The following is a 17,209-nucleotide window of genomic DNA, read 5'->3' on the forward strand; positions in this document are numbered from 1 at the left end:
GACAGTGAGCTATGCTGGAGATTGGGGTGACGAGGCTGATCAAGCCTTCCAACAGTACCAGCCTGATCAATTACGGCGAGAGCTACCGGTCCGGAGATCGCATCAGCCCCTCTCTGCATATGCACGCGGCCGCCTGAATTGCCGATTTCGCTCAGCTGCTGCTGAATGGCGACGGCTTGCGGCGCATTCAGGGCCCTCTGCGTCTGCGCTGGCCACAACAGCGCTGTGGAATGTTCATTGTTGGGACTACTCACTCGGGTGGCAGGTGGTTGCATGGTCAAGCTCATCCGGCGAAGGGCGGATCTGCTGTCGGCTGGCAGCCAAGACTGGGGGCGGCGGCCCGAACTCCGGCGTCCCAGAGCTTGCGAAAGCCTCCGACACGCTTCTGTTGAGGTCATCCCGTCCATCGGGCATCCCTGGGTTGCTGAAAAAAGACGAGGCGGCTTGATGATCCTGCCCTCGCTGAAGCACCTCGCGAAACCCCTGTTCCAGTCGCAGAAGCTCCTCTGGATTGGTTGGCGGCTCGTCAGCTCGACCATCGAACAGCGGCCGGAGCGCCTCGGACACGTGCTGCTCAAAGCCCACTCGCCGGNCGCTTGCCCGTCTTCCAAGCCGGCGTCCTGCACCTGCGACAAAGCTGTTACACGGGATGGATTACTATTTCGCGGGTTCATACTAGCCTCACATCAAACTGTATCGTCAAAGTCCTGCGCCAATTCACACAGCGGGTCATCGAGTTGAGATTCTGCGGAGAGCGCCTCCTCTGCTCCCGTCAAGGGCGCCGGCTCCGGGAGGGCGCCTGTCTGGCTTTCAAAGATGCGTTTCAGAATGCGATCCGAAAAATATCGCACCTTCCTCAATTTTAATGGTGGCAGACCTTTGATGAGAACAATCTCGTAGTCGTCATCAAGCAGCCGAACCTGTTCGGGACGCAATAGCGGTGCACCTTGATGTGAATTCTGAATGTTCCAATCGAACGTTCGCGCCTGGCTGTAGGAAATCGATTGGGCTTGAAACGTGAATCCACCGATAGCTTTGGAAATGTAGTTCGGAGTCTCGTCATCTACCTCGATGTTCCTAGAAGCGCGCCGGCAGCCCGGGCGGGGGGCTTGGGGTTAGACTGCCAGCGCACGCCACTCATAAAGAGCGGCCTCTTTTCGCGGTTCGGACACCCATAGTCAACCCGGCAACGTCTGGATGCCCGCTGTGCTTTTTGCAGAGCGGCGATGCCGGGCATATCGGCCGATCCTGTCTAGGATGGTGTGGCCACTCTCGTCGGCCGAGTTGATGCTCCAGCCAGTATCGCCTTGCCGACCAGCATGAGTTCGCCGTTAGCAATCCATCGTTGCGAGCCGAGACCGAGGTAAAAAGCGCGTGTTATCGACTATGTAGCTGACGCTCCCGCTGACGCAGGGTTCCCGCCATTGCCTCGAGGACTACCTCGAAATGAAATACCTCTGCACGGGCGGCATCTGAAGCATGGGCTTGCAGGGCTCGCAGACCGGTAAACCAGCGAGCCATCTCCAAATATGTGAATTGTGGATTGCTCCTCGACGGGAGCTGAGGGGCGGCTCCGCAAGCCTTACGACGCTCTTTGCGAGCCGTAGCTGCCGAGCTGGCAAAAGGCCGGGCTACGTCGCGCCAGCGCAATCGGCGCGCAGAAAATTAGGCCTACCCGCTCCGGGACCGCGGACCTCGTCAGCTTCTCGTAAGTATGCCCGAGTAGGTTGCTCAGCTGATCTGTGGACGTGAGGCTAGCGTGAACCGGCACAAATTTGACCTATCCAATGTAACAGGTTGGCGGCAGGTGCAGCCCCCGGCATCTCAAGAGCAAGCGGCACAGGCCGGGCAAGAGGGCTTTGAGCAGCGCTCGGGCGAGGCGCGCCAAGCCGCTGCCCAAATTCCCGCCCCCGGCGTTCCGGCTCTGCCAGACCCGTTCCATCCTCATCCGTCTCAGGGAGACCTGAGCCTCATCGAAGGCGCGGCCCCATGGGAAGCGCAGCCCATGATGCAAGGGAGCGGACAAGAACACGCCGCGGCGCCGTACGCCGGAGGCAGTGGGTCGATGCTNCCCATCAAGTGGGTGCATTGCCATGGGAAGCGCAGCCCATGATGCAAGGGAGCGGACAAGAACACGCCGCGGCGCCGTACGCCGGAGGCAGTGGGTCGATGCTAGGTGCCTCGGTGCTGCAGCCGGGTCACTCAACGGCGCGCCATCATCATGCGCCGGATTCGTCAGTGGGTGATCTGAATCCTTCCGCACCGTTCGAGTTGCGTGACCATGCTCGTTCCCCCGTGCCGGCGGCGGTGCAGCCAGATCCTCCAGTAGTGGTCTCCGACGGTCGCGGCTGCAAGCGTCCTCTTTATTCCAACGATGCGACCGTTGTCGAACGGCTGAGGTCACTCTACGCGGGTAAGGCCAAGGAGGAAACGGTCAAGCGCCATGTAAATTCTCTTTACGGCTTTGGTCGTTGGCTCTTTAAAAATAACAAGCCGGGATTTGCTGCTCGGCTTCACGAGGAGTCGCTGGATGAAGATCTCAAGGAGTACGAGAGCAGTGGTGGCTCCTCGACTGTGGCTGTGGCACTGCGTCGTCTCAGAGAGTCGGCGGGCGGAGTGCCAATGGTGGGCCGCGCTGTCCTGAATCCCGACCCTGCCGACGCCGTGCTCATCAAAGAGTACAAAGCGGCTCTCATCAAAGAGTACAAGGGAGCGCCTGCGACCGGGCCGAATCGCCAAACCATTCACGACTATGGAGCTACTCTTAGACGTTTCAGTGAATACCTGGTTGAAAACAACAAGCCGGGGATTGCGGCTCGGCTTCACGAGGAGTCGCTGGATGAAGATGCCAAGCGCTATAAGGACTCCAGTGGTGACCGGAGGATCATTGCACTAGCTCAACTCCGGAAGTTCCTGCCGTCCGCCGCACTCGGGCGCGAAATTGCCCTTGCTGCTCGTCCGGAAGACGCAGTCGGCATGGAGGCTCGTGCCATTGGGGACGCCGCTGCGCAGCACAGCGGGCCGCAGAAGGCATTGGGTCGGCCAGAGAAGCTCCCTGGGNGGCATGGAGGCTCGTGCCATTGGGGACGCCGCTGCGCAGCACAGCGGGCCGCAGAAGGCATTGGGTCGGCCAGAGAAGCTCCCTGGGGAAGCTAATGAAGACGCCGCTGTTCTGCCATCGTCTTTCGTACCAACTGGGCACCATCACCAAGCCTCGGATCCCGCAGAGTCCTTTCGTCCCCTGATCTGGCGCGACGGCGACCAGCGCGCGCCGGACGAGCGGATCGCTGCACAGGACAGGAGCAACCTGGTACCAAGCGAGGAGGTGCCACTGAGGCCACCGGAATTCGCTCCGCCCAGCTTGCGGGCGGGGAATTCCGCCTCGCCAGAGCTCTTTCCTGAGGGGATGTCCCCCGCGGTCGAAGGGTTTTTTGGTGTTTTCGGCGACCCCAGCGGGCGGGTGCTCGGCGCATTGCAATTGCTAGGCGACGAACATATCCACAGGGATTACCAGCTCCTGGAGCAGGAGTTGCAGGGGAACAATCCAGAACTCGCCGCCCGGACGCGGTTCGTGGATCCCCTCGTAGCCAATTATCATCTGCGCTTGGGCTCCGAGAGCGACAAGCTAAGCGCATTCCAGCGCATCGTCCATAATCAGAACGGTAACGACACAGCCGACTTCCTGTTCGTGCCAGTGAGCGATGGCGGTAAGACTCTTGCGGAGCNATAATCAGAACGGTAACGACACAGCCGACTTCCTGTTCGTGCCAGTGAGCGATGGCGGTAAGACTCTTGCGGAGCGCGGCAAACATTGGTCGCTGCTGTTCGTTGATCGCAGCGACCGGGAACGGCCGGTTGCCTATCATTATGACTCCGTCAGCGGATGGCATGACAAGCTTGCAAAACACCTCGCAGAAAGGCTGGGCGCCAGCCTGGAGACCCGCGTGGACTTACCCCGCATCGCCCAGCAGAGCAACGAGTGGGATTGCGGAGTCTACGTGGTGGACGGCACGCGGGCGCTGGTTGGGCGATTGCAAAGATGGCAGCCAGACCTGCCAGACCTGCCAGACCTGAACCTCAACAACCTCGTCGTCAATCGGCAGGCACTACAAACCCGACTCATGGGTGACGATACATCTGGAACGGCAAATTATCTCACGAACTTTGAACTCATGGACCGACAGGCGCGAGACGCGGTTAAGGAAAGCCCCGTTGGGACGTTTCACCAGCGGATCAAGCGGCTCGGCCAGTCAGCGCGAGCGTTGCACGACAGAGCCCTGGCTCCAGTCGCGCCGGACCAAGGCAACCCAGACTCGGTGTTCGTACGGGACGTTGTTCCCGGGGAAACACGCCATCATCATGCGCCGGATTCGTCAGTGGTTGATCTGAATCCCCCCGCACCGTTCGAGTTGCGTGACCATGCTCGTTCTATGCCGGCGGCGGTGCAGCCAGATCCTCCAGTAGTGGTCTCCGGTCGCGACAAGCGTCCTCTTTATTCCAACGATGCGACCGTTGTCGAAGGGCTGCGGTCAGCACTCTATGCCGGTAAGGTCGGGGAGCGCACGGTCACGGACCATGTAAATTCTCTTCTCGGCTTTGGTCGTTGGCTCTTTGATAATAACAAGCCGGGATTTGCTGCTCGGCTTGACGATCCGTTGCTGGATCAGGATCTCAAGGAGTACCAGCGCGAGAGTGGCTCCTCGAACGTGGCTAGAGCACTGGGTCGTCTCAAAGAGTCGGCGGGCGGAGCGCCAATGGTGGGCCGCGCTGCCCTGAATCCCGACCCTGTCGACGCCGAGCTCATCAGAGATTACAAAGCGGCTCTCATCAAAAAGTACGAGGCAGAGCCTGCGACCGGGCCGAATCCCAAAACCACTCAGGACTATGCGGCTACTCTTAGACGTTTCAGTCAATACCTGCATGAAAACAACAGGCCGGGGATTGCGGCTCGGCTTTACGAGGGGTCGCTGGATGAAGATGCCAGGCGTTATTTGGACTCCAGTGGTAACCGGTGGATCAGTGCACTAGCTCATCTCCGGAAGTTCCCGCCGTACGCCGCACTCGGGCGCGAAATTGCCCTTGCTGCTCGTCCGGAAGACGCAGTCGGCATGGAGGCTCGTGCCATTGGGGACGCCGCTGCGCAGCACAGCGGGCCGCAGAAGGCATTGGGTCGGCCAGAGAAGCTCCCTGGGAAAGCTAAGCAGCTGAGCGAGATCGGCAATTCAGGCGCTCGCGTGCTGATGCAGGCCCCCACCCATCAAGTGGGTGCATTGCCATGGGAGGCGCAGCCCATGATGCTGGGGGACGAGCACCTGGCACCGCATACCGGAGGCAGTGGGTCGATGCTGGGTGCCTCGGTGCTGCAGCCGGATCACTCAACGGCGCGCCATCATCATGCGCCGGATTCGTCAGTGGTTGATCTGAATCCCCCCTCACCGTCCGAGTTGCGTGACCCTGCTCGTTCTGTGCCGGCGGCGCCTGCCGGGCCAGCGTTCGCCAGGGCTGGGGAGACGCCCTCCGCGGTTGGCGAGGCCGCGGTGGCCGAAAGGTGGGCTCGGTTGCAAAAGCAGAAGGTCGACGCTGATTTGTCGGGATATTTCGACTCGATTCCGCACGCGGACCTTCTACGATCGCCATGGGAGGCGCAACTCATGACGCAAGGGAGCGGACAAGAACACGCCGCGGCGCCCTACGCCGGAGGCAGTGGGTCGATGCTGGGTGCCTCGGTGCTGCAGCCGGATCACTCAACGGCGCGCCATCATCATGCGCCGAATTCGTCAGTGGTTGATCTGAATCCCCTCGCACCGTTCGAGTTGCGTGACCATGCTCGTTCTGTGCCGGCGGCGCCTGCCGGGCCAGCGTTCGCCAGGGCTGAGGAGACGCCCTCCGCGGTTGGCGAGGCCGCGGTGGCCGAAANTGCTCGTTCTGTGCCGGCGGCGCCTGCCGGGCCAGCGTTCGCCAGGGCTGAGGAGACGCCCTCCGCGGTTGGCGAGGCCGCGGTGGCCGAAAGGTGGGCTCGGTTGCAAAAGCAAATGGACGAACCAGTGCATGATCCCGGCCCTCAAGTGGATACATCGCCATGGGAGGCGCAACTCATGGTGCAAGGGAGCGGACAAGAACACGCCGCGGCGCCCTACGCCGGAGGCAGTGGGTCGATGCTGGGTGCCTCGGTGCTGCAGCCGGNTGCTCGTTCTGTGCCGGCGGCGCCTGCCGGGCCAGCGTTCGCCAGGGCTGAGGAGACGCCCTCCGCGGTTGGCGAGGCCGCGGTGGCCGAAACGCTGGCTCGGTCGCAAAAGCAGATGGTCGACGCTGATTTGTCGGGATATTTCGACTCGATTCCGCACGCGGACCTTCTACCATCGCCATGGGAGGCGCAACTCATGCAAGTGAGCGGACAAGAACATGCCGCGGCGCCCTACGCCGGAGGCAGTGGGTCGATGCTGGGTGCCTCGGTGCTGCAGCCGGGTCACTCAACGGCGCGCNCGCCGCGGCGCCCTACGCCGGAGGCAGTGGGTCGATGCTGGGTGCCTCGGTGCTGCAGCCGGGTCACTCAACGGCGCGCCATCATGATGCGCCGGATTCGTCAGTGGTTGATCTGAATCCCCCCGCACCGTCCGAGTTGCGTGACCATGCTCGTTCTGTGCCGGCGGCGCCTGCCGGGCCAGCGTTCGCCAGGGCTGGGGAGANATGCGCCGGATTCGTCAGTGGTTGATCTGAATCCCCCCGCACCGTCCGAGTTGCGTGACCATGCTCGTTCTGTGCCGCCGGCGGTGCAGCCAGATCCTCCAATAGGGGTCTCCGGTCGCGACAAGGGTCCTCTCTATTCCAACGATGCGACCATTGTCGAAGGGCTGAGGTCAGCATTGGAGAGCACGGTCAAGCGCCATGTAAATTCTCTTCTCGGCTTTGGTCGTTGGCTCTTTGATAATAACAGGCCGGGATTTGCTGCTCGGCTTCACGAGGAGTCGCTGGATCCGGATCTCAAGGAGTACGAGAGCAAGAGTGGCTCCTCGGACGTGGCTAGAGCAGTGGGTCATCTCAAGACGTGGGCGGGCGGAGCGCCAGTGCTGGACCGCGCCGCTGTCCTGAATAATCCCGACCCTGCCGACGCCGCGCTCATCAGAGATTACACAGCGGCTCCCATCAAAGAGTACAAGGCAGCGCCGACCGGGCCGAATCCCGCTACCATTCAGACCTATGGATCTGCTCCTAGACGTTTCAGTGAATACCTGGTTGAAAACAAAAAGCCGGGGATTGCGGCTCGGCTTCACGAGGGGTCGCTGGATGAAGATGCCAAGCGCTATAACAACTCCGGTGGGATCAGTGCACTAGCTCATCTCCGGAAGTCCGAACTCGGGCGCGAGCTCCCTGGGAAAGCTAATGAAGACGACGCTGTTCTGGCATCGTCTTTCGTGCCAACTGGGCCCCATCACCAAGCCNTACGCCGGAGGCAGTGGGTCGATGCTGGGTGCCTCGGTGCTGCAGCCGGGTCACTCAACGGCGCGCCATCATCATGCGCCGGATTCGTCAGTGGTTGATCTGAATCCCCCCGCACCGTCCGAGTTGCGTGACCATGCTCGTTCTGTGCCGGCGGCGGTGCAGCCAGATCCTCCAATAGGGGTCTCCGGTCGCGACAAGGGTCCCCTCTATTCCAACGATGCGACCGTTGTCGAAGGGCTGAGGTCAGCTTACGCGGGTAAGGTCAAGGAGAGCACGGTCAAGCGCCATGTAAATTCTCTTCTCGGCTTTGGTCGTTGGCTCTTTGACAATAACAGGCCGGGATTTGCTGCTCGGCTTGACGAATCGTCGCTGGATCAGGATCGCAAGGAGTACGAGAGCAGGGGTGGCCCCTCGGAGTACGAGAGCAGGGGTGGCCCCTCGATCGTGGCTAGAGCACTGGGTCGTCTCAAGACGTTGGCGGGCGGAGCGCCAGTGGTCGACCGCCCTGTCCGGAATCCCTACCCTGCCGACGCCGCGCTCATCAGAGATTACACAGCGGCTCTCATCAAAGAGTACAAAGAAGCGCCTGCGACCGGGCCGAATCGCGGTACCATTCAGGTCTATGGATCTACTCTTATACGTTTCAGTGAATACCTGCATGAAAACAAAAAGCCGGGGATTGCGGATCGGCTTCACGAGGGGTCGCTGGATGAAGATGCCAAGCGCTATGTGAACTCCGGTGGTAACCGGAGGATCAGTGCACTAGCTCATCTCCGGAAGTTCGCACCCGGGCGCGAAATTGCCCTTCCTGCTCGTCCGGAAGACGCAGTCGGCATGGAGGCTCGTGCCATTGGGGACGCCGCTGCGCAGCGCAGCGGGACGCAGGAGGCATTGGGTCGGCCAGAGAGGCCCCCTGGGAAAGCTAAAGACGGGCGGGTGCTCGGCGCATTGGAATGGCTAGGCGACGAACATATCCAGAGGGATTACCAACTCCTGGAGCAGGAGTTGCAGGGGAACAATCCAGATCTCGCCGCCCGGACGCGGTTCGTGGATCCCCTCGTAGCCAATTATCATCTGCGCTTGGGCTCCGAGAGCGTCATGCTAAGCGCATTCCAGCGCATCGTCCATCAGAACGGTAACGACACAGCCGACTTCCTGTTCGTGCCAGTGAGCGATGGCGGTAAGACTCTTGCGGAGCGCGGCACNGAACGGTAACGACACAGCCGACTTCCTGTTCGTGCCAGTGAGCGATGGCGGTAAGACTCTTGCGGAGCGCGGCACCCATTGGTCGCTGCTGTTCGTTGATCGCAGCGACCGGGAACGGCCGGTTGCCTATCATTATGACTCCTACAACGGATGCAATGACACGCTTGCAAAAGAGCTCGCAGAAAATCTGGGCGCCAGCCTGGAGACCCGCGTGGGCGTATCCCGCATCGCCCAGCAGAGCAACGTGGTGGATTGCGGAGTCTACGTGGTGGACGGCACGCGGGCGCTGGTTGGGCGATTGCAATCGCAGCCAGATAACCTGAACCTCAACAACCTCGTCGTCAATCGGCAGGCACTACAAACCCGCCTCAGGGGTGACAATACATTCGGAACGGCAAATAATCTTACGAACTTTGAACTCATGGACCGACAGGCCCGAGACGCGGTTAAGGAAAGCCCCGTTGGGACGTTTCACCAGCAGATCAAGCGGCTCGGCCAGTCAGCGCCAGACGTTGCTCCCGGGGACCCATTTAAATTTCAAAGTCTTGAGAGCAAGGGGGACGCCGCTGCGCAGCGCAGCGGGCCGCAGGAGGAATACAGTTGGCCAGAGTATCTCCCCCCTGGGAAAGCTAATGAAGACGACGCTGTTCTGGCATCGTCTTTCGTGCCAACTGGGCCCCATCACCAAGCCTCGGATCCCGCAGGGTCCTTTCGTCCCCTGAGCTGGCGCGACGGCGACCAGCGCGCGCCGGACGAGCGGATCGCTGCACAGGACAGGAGCAACCAGCTACCAAGCGAGGAGGTCCTCATCAACCGTGAGCATGATACAGCGGAGTTGAGACCAGCGAAGAGGCAAAGGACCCCGAACAGTCGTCTGCAGGACGTTGCCACTGAGCCGCAGCTGAGCGAGATCGGCAATTCAGGCGCTCGCGTGCTGATGCAGGCCCCCACCCATCAAGTGGGTGCATTGCCATGGGAGGCGCAGCCCATGATGCAAGGGAGCGGACAAGAACACGCCGCGGCGCCGTACGCCGGAGGCAGTGGGTCGATGCTGGGTGCCTCGGNTGATCTGAATCCCCCCGCACCGTCCGAGTTGCGTGACCATGCTCGTTCTGTGCCGGCGGCGGTGCAGCCAGATCGCCCAAAAGTGGTCTCCGGTCCCGACAAGGGTCCTCTTTATTCCAACGATGCGACCCTTGTCGAAGGGCTGAGGTCAGCACTCTATGCCGGTAAGGTCGGGGAGATCACGGTCAAGCGCCATGTAGATATTCTTTTCGGCTTTGGTCATTGGCTCGTTGAAAATAACAAGCCGGGGATTGCAGATCGGCTTCACGATTCGTCGCTGGATCGGGATCGCAAGGAGTACGAGATCTGGGGTGGCGGCCCCTCGGCCGTGGCTGGGTCACTGGGTCGTCTCAAGACGTGGGCGGGCGGAGCGCCAGTGGTGGGCCGCCCTGCCCTGAATCCCCACCCTGCCGACGCCGTGCTCATCAGAGAGTACACAGCGGCTCTCATCAAAGCGTACGAGGCAGCGCCGACCGGGCCGAAACCCCGTACCGTTGAGGTCTATGGGTCTGCTCTTAGACGTTTCAGTCAATGCCTGGTTGAAAACAAAAAGCCGGGGATTGCGGATCGGCTTCACGAGCGGTCGCTGGATGAAGATGCCAAGCGCTATATGAAAACCGCTGACATCAGTGCACTAACTCATGTCCGGAAGTTCGCACTCGGGCGCGAAATTGCCCTTGCTGCTCGTCCGGAAGACGCAGTCGGCATGGAGGCTCGTGCCATTGGGNTTCGCACTCGGGCGCGAAATTGCCCTTGCTGCTCGTCCGGAAGACGCAGTCGGCATGGAGGCTCGTGCCATTGGGGACGCCGCTGCGCAGACCGCGGCACAAGCTCATGGCCACGCAGGAGAGCAGGGACCCATCTCTCGAGCTCAACAAGTCGCGCCAGCGCCGTTTGAACGGCACTTGGGCAAGAAGCGTGAGGCCCAGGACGGACTGACGAGTACACTTGACAGGAGCAACCTCGTGAACAGCGGGGGCGTCATCATAAACAATGAACATTACACAGCGCTGTTGAGACCGGCGAAGAGGCAGAGGACTGATAATCCGCAAAGCCGCGCCATGGGGCGGCAACTGAGCGAAGCAACCACGACGTCCATCAGCCAAGCCTCCGATCAAGCCCGAGCGGACCTAATGGCTTCCTTCCGAAGCAGGGAGCGCTCCGACGCGGGGCGTTGAGCTCCATGGCTGGGGTCAAGCAGAACAGCTCTCTTGACGACAGAGGCGCTGATGCGATCTCCGGACCGGTAGCTCTCGCTGTAATTGATCAGGCTGGTACTGTTGGAAGGCTTGATCAGCCTCGTCACCCCAATCTCCAGCATAGCTCACTGTCACGCGGCCAACGTGCCTCCGTAGCTAACATCTACGTCAGCGTTGAAGAAGTACCCTGCGCCACGGGATGTTTTGACCAGGCGAGGGTTGGCCGCATCAGCCTCCAGCTTTCGGCGCAAGCGCATGATTAGGACATCGATACTTCGATCGTACACCTCTTCTCCACGCACACGGCTCGCGAGCAAAAGCCGTTCTCTGGATAGCACGTTGCGGGGGTTCTCCAGAAATGCGATCAAGAGATTGAACTCACATGCGGTAAGCTTGACCTCGCCACGCTCCGCACAGATCAGTCGCCGCTGCTTCACGCTGAGCTTCCAGGCCCCAAAGCGAAATGAGCGCTGCTCTCTGGTTCGCGGACTAGAAATGCGCTGGCGTAGCGCTACTCGAATGCGGGCCANAGGCCCCAAAGCGAAATGAGCGCTGCTCTCTGGTTCGCGGACTAGAAATGCGCTGGCGTAGCGCTACTCGAATGCGGGCCAGGAATTCGCGCATCCCGAAAGGCTTGGGAATGAAATCGGTTGCGCCGAGCTCCAGTGCAACCACTTTTTCCGCCTCATCAAGCCGGTCGCCGCTGATCACTATGATAGGAACATCCGCTTTTGTCGNCAAAGCGAAATGAGCGCTGCTCTCTGGTTCGCGGACTAGAAATGCGCTGGCGTAGCGCTACTCGAATGCGGGCCAAGAATTCGCGCATCCCGAAAGGCTTGGGAATGAATCGGTTGCGCCGAGCTCCAGTGCAACCACTTTTTCCGCCTCATCAAGCCGGTCGCCGCTGATCACTATGATAGGAACATCCGATTTTGTCGCCAGATTGCGGACGATCGCAAGTCCATCCTCCCGGCCTAGGTTAAGGTCAACAACCACGAGATCGACTGGCTCACGTGAAAGAACATAGTCAAACTGCTTGCTATCGTGGACTGCGGTTACCTTCAGGGCATGCATCGTGAGATACTCGGCGATGAGGCGCCGCATTGCGGCATCATCGTCAATGACAAGAACATGTTTCAACGGCACACCTTCAATCTTGAATCCCCTTGTCTAAACCTGTTGCCGAGCAACCCTGGGGCACCGACCCAGAACAGCTGCTCCTTGATACCACTCGCCGTTGCGTGCGGCCAATGTGAGGCCGTGCTCGTCCTGTTCTTTTCATCCCCAGCGAATTGACCGCACCAAGGCAGCCCGTGGCCACCAGACAGGTCCCAGCGCCGACATGACCCTGCCGTGTGGTCCTTCGCTTTTTCGCTTCGAGCTCCCCCGTTGGTGCAGGCCTGCCAATATCACTCAAGTTCGACCTCATGGATGCCAAGTTTCCTGCTATGCCCTTGCATCCTGGTCATCCTGGAGTTTGCGGACCTGGATCATCTCGATATCCTCCGGCTCGTGGATCCAGCTCGGACATGGTTGAGCAGCGCGGCGTTTGGCTTGATCGGAGAGGCGGTCGGCGGAAGAAGACCGTGATTCGCTGCAGCGGCCTTGTGCAAAATAGTGTGTCTCCTGCCAAGCCGGCTTCGTCCAAGGTGGCCGGCGGCCTCAAATGCTGTTCGGCGACCGGCAGGTCGCCGGTTGCGGTGAACGTCCGGGCTAACATTTCTCAGTTACTGCAACTCCTCCATCGTGAGCGTGTCACTATGCTTGTCCATTGCGCCGTCGGACTGCGTCAATGACGTGCGGTTATCTGCCGATGGGACTGTGCATGATCCACCCTTTGGCGGCGGCGGCCGAACAGCTGAACGAGGCTCGCACCAGGATGGGCTGCGCCGCCACGTCTTCCCAGTTGACCCTCGCCGCCGCGGATTTGCGCCTTCGAGCCAGCTTCGCGGACGAGCTCGCGTCTCAAGCAATGATCTGAGTATGCAGGGCCGCGCATGGCTGCTCTTTAAGGACCGGCAGCATACCGGCAAAGTTGGGCCGCTTTATCGCCTTAGTCGATTCCCCACGGTGATCCCGAGCCTGAACAAGCCCGCCAAGCTCCCCATTTTGTCCTTGGCTTGGCGCTGACAGAAGTACCGTCCATGACGCCAAAGTCGCGGCCCACACTCCAGGAGCAACGGACGGCCGGGACGAGCAATCCTGTACAGGAGTCATTGTACCAAGATGCTCCGGATGTCGCTGGCTGATCGGGCCCGCGCCACCCACGCATGCGCAAGATGCTCACCCACGCTGATACGAACACGGTCTTTGCTTCAATTGAAACCGAAAAGCTGAACTTGAACATCACACAGTAACAAACCTCCCCGATAAGCGCGTGCCGGACAGGGCCAGAACCCGTCCGGCGGCTTGGAAAGGTAGGTGATAGGGAATGTTTATTGCAGCTTGGCCGCTGGCCGTCGTCCTGTTGACATCCATGTCACTCCCAGCCGAGCCCGCGCCACTTTCCCCGCGTGAGTTCCGCAGCCTGTCGCGCAAATGCGCTCCCTGGGTTGCGCCGTCCACCCTCGCCGCGATTGCCAAGATTGAAAGTGGCTTTGACACGCTGGTGGCTCATGACAACACCACAGGTGAGCAGCTTCGCTGGATAGACCACCTGGAAGCCACGCGGGGCATCAAGGAACGCCTCGAAGCACAACATTCTGTCGATGTTGGATTGATGCAGATAAACAGCAAGAACTTTGCCATGCTCAATCTTACGCCGGAAAGGGCTTTCGAGCCCTGCGCCTCGCTTTCGGCTGCCGCCCACTTGCTTGAAAGCCGGTATGCCGGCGGCACCACTGCTGTGGCACAGCAACTGGCGCTTCGCCGTGCCATCTCGGCCTATAACACGGGCGACGTCACGCGTGGCTTCGCCAACGGTTATGTACGCAAGGTCGAGTCGGCCGCAAAGGACATCTCAAGTCTCCTTGAGCGAACGCTGGAGCCGACTGCTCGAGATGTGCCGCACCTTGAGGCACCCGGTCGGAAAGCCGTGCCGCCTCTGCTCCAGCAGAGCCAACAGGCCAATAGAAAGAAGCAGCCCAACCAAGATTCTTGGGACATTTGGGGCTCGTATCAGCCAGACCGCTCCGGGGCCGATCCCTCCGGTCCGACAGGCAGCCAGGCTGCGAAAGCACGGGAACCCGCGAACCCGAACAAACTCGTATTCGATTGAAACATGGAGATGCAATGATGACGCCACTCAAGATACTTCGTGCGCTTAAAACGCGTGTTCCTTCGCCTTTTTCCATGCTGCGCATGGCGGCTGAATATGTACCGGCCGCTGCTGCAGGCGCGGCGTGGACGGTCTTCTACAGCGGGCCAGCCGCGGCTCAGGTGACCGGAGGGACGGATCCTGCCAAGATGGTCCAGAATATCTGCACGTTCATACTTGGCCCCTTTGGACAATCACTGGCCGTGCTCGGGCTCGTAGCCATCGGTATCTCTTGGATGTTCGGTCGTGCTTCACTTGGCCTGGTTGCGGGTGTCGTTGGAGGGATCGTCATCATGTTCGGGGCCAGCTTCCTGGGCAAGGCGCTCATAGGCGGCGGCTGATGAGCGACCGGTTGGAAGTGAGCACCCTCTATGTGGCGGCGACGCGCCCCGCACTGTTTCTGGGGGTGCCGCTGACGCTGGCCGGATTGCTCATGATGTTGGCTGGGCTTGTTATCATTATCCTTCAGAACCCGCTCTACGAAATCGTTCTCGTGCCACTCTGGTTCGGAGCACGGCTGGTTGTTGAGCGTGACTATAACGCGGCAAGCGTCGTGCTGCTCTATTTGCAGACGGCCGGCAGAAGCGTGGACGGGCCGGTCTGGGGAGGCGCAAGCGTCAGCGCCAATCCGATCAGAGTGCCGAAACGCGGAAGAGGAATGGTGTAATGTTCGGCGCCAGCGGCCGGACCGAGAGGTCTGGCGAGATCTACCTTCCGTATGTTGGTCACGTAAGCGATCAGGTTGTCCTTCTGGAAGACGGATCGATCATGGCCATGGCACATGTGAACGGTGTGCCCTTTGATTTGGAAGACGCTGAGATGCGCAACTCGCGCTGCCGCGCGTTCAACACTCTCTTGCGCAACATCGCCGATGACAATGTCTCGATATACGCTCATCTTGTGAGACACAACGATGTGCCGGCGCCGGCGCCGCGCCAGTTTCAAAGTGCATTCGCTGGCAGTCTGAGCGAGGCCTACGAGCGTCGTGTGCTGTCGGGAAAGCTCTTTCGCAACGATCACTTCCTCACTTTGATCGTGTCCCCCCGCACCGCAATCGGCAAGATCGGCTTGCGGATTGCCAAGTCCCGCAGACGGAATGAGCACGATCTAGCCACCCAAATGCGGAGCCTGGAAGACCTCTGGCACATCACTGCTGGCGCACTCGGCGGTTACGGTCTGCGCCGGTTGGGCATTCGTGAGAAAGGCAACGTGCTCTTCACGGAAATCGGCGAGGCGCTTCGGCTCATGATGACTTGCCGGTTTCTTCCGGTTCCGATGGTTACCGGCTCACTTGGCGCCTCCATCTACACTGACCAGGTCATCTGCGGGAAGCGGGCGCTTGAGATTCGAAGGCCCGGGGATAGCTCCGTCGGATCATTGTTTTCGTTCCGTGAATATCCGGCGACGACGCGGCCGGGCATGCTAAATTCCTTGCTGTCCGCCAACTTCCCGCTTGTCCTGAGCCAGAGCTTTTCCTTCCTCACTCGCCCACAAGCTCATGCCAAACTAAGCCTTAAGTCCAGCCAGATGACGAGTGCCGGCGACAAGGCTCTCACCCAGATCAATGAACTTGCCGAGGCAGAGGACGCACTGGCAAGCAACGAATTCGTGATGGGTTCGCATCATCTGAGCCTGTGCGTCTATGCCGACAGCCTCAATAGCCTTGCAGATCGCGCAGCAAGTGCCCGCGCACGGCTGGCCGACGCGGGCGCCGTTATCGTCCAAGAGGGCATCGGCATGGAGGCCGCATATTGGTCCCAACTTCCGGGGAACAACAGGTGGCGCACGCGCCCGGGGGCGATCACCTCACACAATTTTGCCGGGCTCGTCTCATTTGAGAACTTCCCAAGCGGTTCCAGTTCCGGCCACTGGGGCAATGCTGTTGCGCGCTTTCGCACAAACGGTGGAACTTCTTTCGACTACATCCCCCATGAGAATGACGTCGGCATGACGGCAATATTCGGGCCCGTTGGCAAAGGCAAGACGACGCTGATGACCTTTGTCCTCGCGATGCTTGAGCAAAGCTTGGTCGATCGCAATGGTGCGATCGTCTTCTTCGACAAGGATCGGGGTGGTGAACTGCTGGTGCGAGCCACGGGAGGGACATATCTTGCGTTGCGCAGAGGCGCTCCGAGCGGCTTGGCCCCTCTGCGTGGACTGGACAACACCTCCGCCTCCCGGGACTTTCTGCGCGAGTGGTTGATGGCCCTGATCGAGAGTGACGGCCGTGGTCCGATCTCGCCGGAGGAAAGCCGTCGGCTGGAACGCGGCATTGTTCGTCAGCTTTCGTTCGAACCCCCTATGCGCTCACTTGCGGGCCTGCGCGAGTTCCTATTGCACAGCCCCTCCGAGGGCGCAGGAGCACGGCTGCAGCGGTGGTGTAGAGGGGGGGCGCTTGGATGGGCCTTTGACGGCGACGTGGACGAAGTAAGGCTGGATGCCTCCATTACGGGCTTCGACATGACGCAGCTCCTGGAATATGAGGAGGTCTGTGCACCGGCCGCCGCATACCTTCTGCATCGAGTGGGCGCTATCGTCGATGGTCGTCGGTTCGTCATGAGCTGCGACGAATTTCGATTCTATCTACTCAACCCCCAATTCTCGGCCGTTATCGACAAGTTCTTGCTCACGGTCCGCAAAAACAACGGCATGTTGATACTCGCAACGCAGCAGCCTGAACACGTTCTGGAATCGCCTCTCGGAGCTAGTCTCGTTGCGCAATGTATGACGAAAATTTTCTACCCATCACCGACGGCGGACCGCTCTGCGTATGTCGATGGCTTGAAGTGCACTGCGCAGGAGTTCGAGGCAATCCGCCAGGGAATGGCAATCGGCAGCCGCAAGTTTTTGCTCAAGCGCGATAGCGGGAGTATTGTTTGCGAATTCGATCTTGGGCAGATGCGCGAGTACGTAGCCGTACTCTCGGGGCGGGCCAACACAGTGCGCTTTGCCGACCAGCTTCGTAACCAGCACGGAGACGCCCCAAGTGGGTGGCTCGACAAGTTCATGGCCCGGTACCACGAAGTTCAAGACTGACGGAGGA

General features: G+C 60.4%; 7 protein-coding genes and 3 pseudogenes. 6 read left to right on the top strand and 4 right to left on the bottom strand.

From position 1 onward, the window contains the following. Positions 1 to 275 (bottom strand): annotated as a pseudogene (locus X757_RS1000000168765) (hypothetical protein); the annotation flags it as partial. 411 nt (positions 276 to 686) lie between these two features. Beyond that, a pseudogene (locus X757_RS164360) lies at positions 687 to 1,064 on the bottom strand (type IV secretory system conjugative DNA transfer family protein); the annotation flags it as partial. A gap of 2,637 nt (positions 1,065 to 3,701) precedes the next feature. Between X757_RS164360 and X757_RS1000000169505 the strand changes: the two are divergent. Together X757_RS1000000169505 and X757_RS1000000168775 are read left to right on the top strand one after the other, a co-directional pair. Continuing rightward, positions 3,702 to 6,599, top strand: coding sequence for a Ulp1 family isopeptidase (locus tag X757_RS1000000169505; RefSeq protein ID WP_023724795.1), 2,898 nt, complete (start codon positions 3,702 to 3,704; stop codon positions 6,597 to 6,599). 2,084 nt (positions 6,600 to 8,683) lie between these two features. Beyond that, the gene (locus tag X757_RS1000000168775) at positions 8,684 to 10,609 is read left to right on the top strand and encodes a Ulp1 family isopeptidase (protein WP_245275009.1); all 1,926 of its coding nucleotides are present in this window, start codon (positions 8,684 to 8,686) and stop codon (positions 10,607 to 10,609) included. Between the two features lie 432 nt (positions 10,610 to 11,041). Here X757_RS1000000168775 and X757_RS1000000168395 read toward each other — a convergent pair. Then, a pseudogene (locus tag X757_RS1000000168395) lies at positions 11,042 to 11,636 on the bottom strand (winged helix-turn-helix domain-containing protein); the annotation flags it as partial. Positions 11,637 to 11,705: 69 nt separating this feature from the next. Next, complete coding sequence (locus X757_RS1000000166025) at positions 11,706 to 12,050, bottom strand: response regulator (protein ID WP_373432817.1); 345 nt, start codon at positions 12,048 to 12,050, stop codon at positions 11,706 to 11,708. A gap of 1,291 nt (positions 12,051 to 13,341) precedes the next feature. Between X757_RS1000000166025 and X757_RS164335 the strand changes: the two genes are divergently transcribed. The 4 genes from X757_RS164335 (at position 13,342) to X757_RS164320 (ending at position 17,202) form a co-directional block, all read left to right on the top strand. Further along, entirely contained in the window at positions 13,342 to 14,127 is a 786-nt protein-coding gene (locus X757_RS164335; RefSeq protein WP_023724798.1) for a type IV secretion system lytic transglycosylase VirB1, read from the top strand. A gap of 74 nt (positions 14,128 to 14,201) precedes the next feature. Beyond that, a complete protein-coding gene (gene virB2 / locus X757_RS164330; RefSeq protein WP_023673707.1) occupies positions 14,202 to 14,507 on the top strand; it encodes a pilin major subunit VirB2 in 306 nt (101 codons plus the stop codon). Then, positions 14,507 to 14,833 (top strand): type IV secretion system protein VirB3, encoded by a 327-nt coding sequence (locus tag X757_RS164325; protein ID WP_023673706.1) that lies wholly within the window; start codon positions 14,507 to 14,509, stop codon positions 14,831 to 14,833. Before virB2 ends, X757_RS164325 begins: the two co-directional genes overlap by 1 nt. Then, positions 14,833 to 17,202 carry a VirB4 family type IV secretion/conjugal transfer ATPase gene (locus tag X757_RS164320; protein ID WP_023685155.1) on the top strand — a complete coding sequence of 790 codons (2,370 nt, stop codon included), beginning with the start codon at positions 14,833 to 14,835 and terminating at the stop codon, positions 17,200 to 17,202. Before X757_RS164325 ends, X757_RS164320 begins: the two co-directional genes overlap by 1 nt. Positions 17,203 to 17,209: the final 7 nt, after the last annotated feature.

Source organism: Mesorhizobium sp. LSHC412B00 (assembly GCF_000503035.1).
GTDB lineage: Bacteria > Pseudomonadota > Alphaproteobacteria > Rhizobiales > Rhizobiaceae > Mesorhizobium.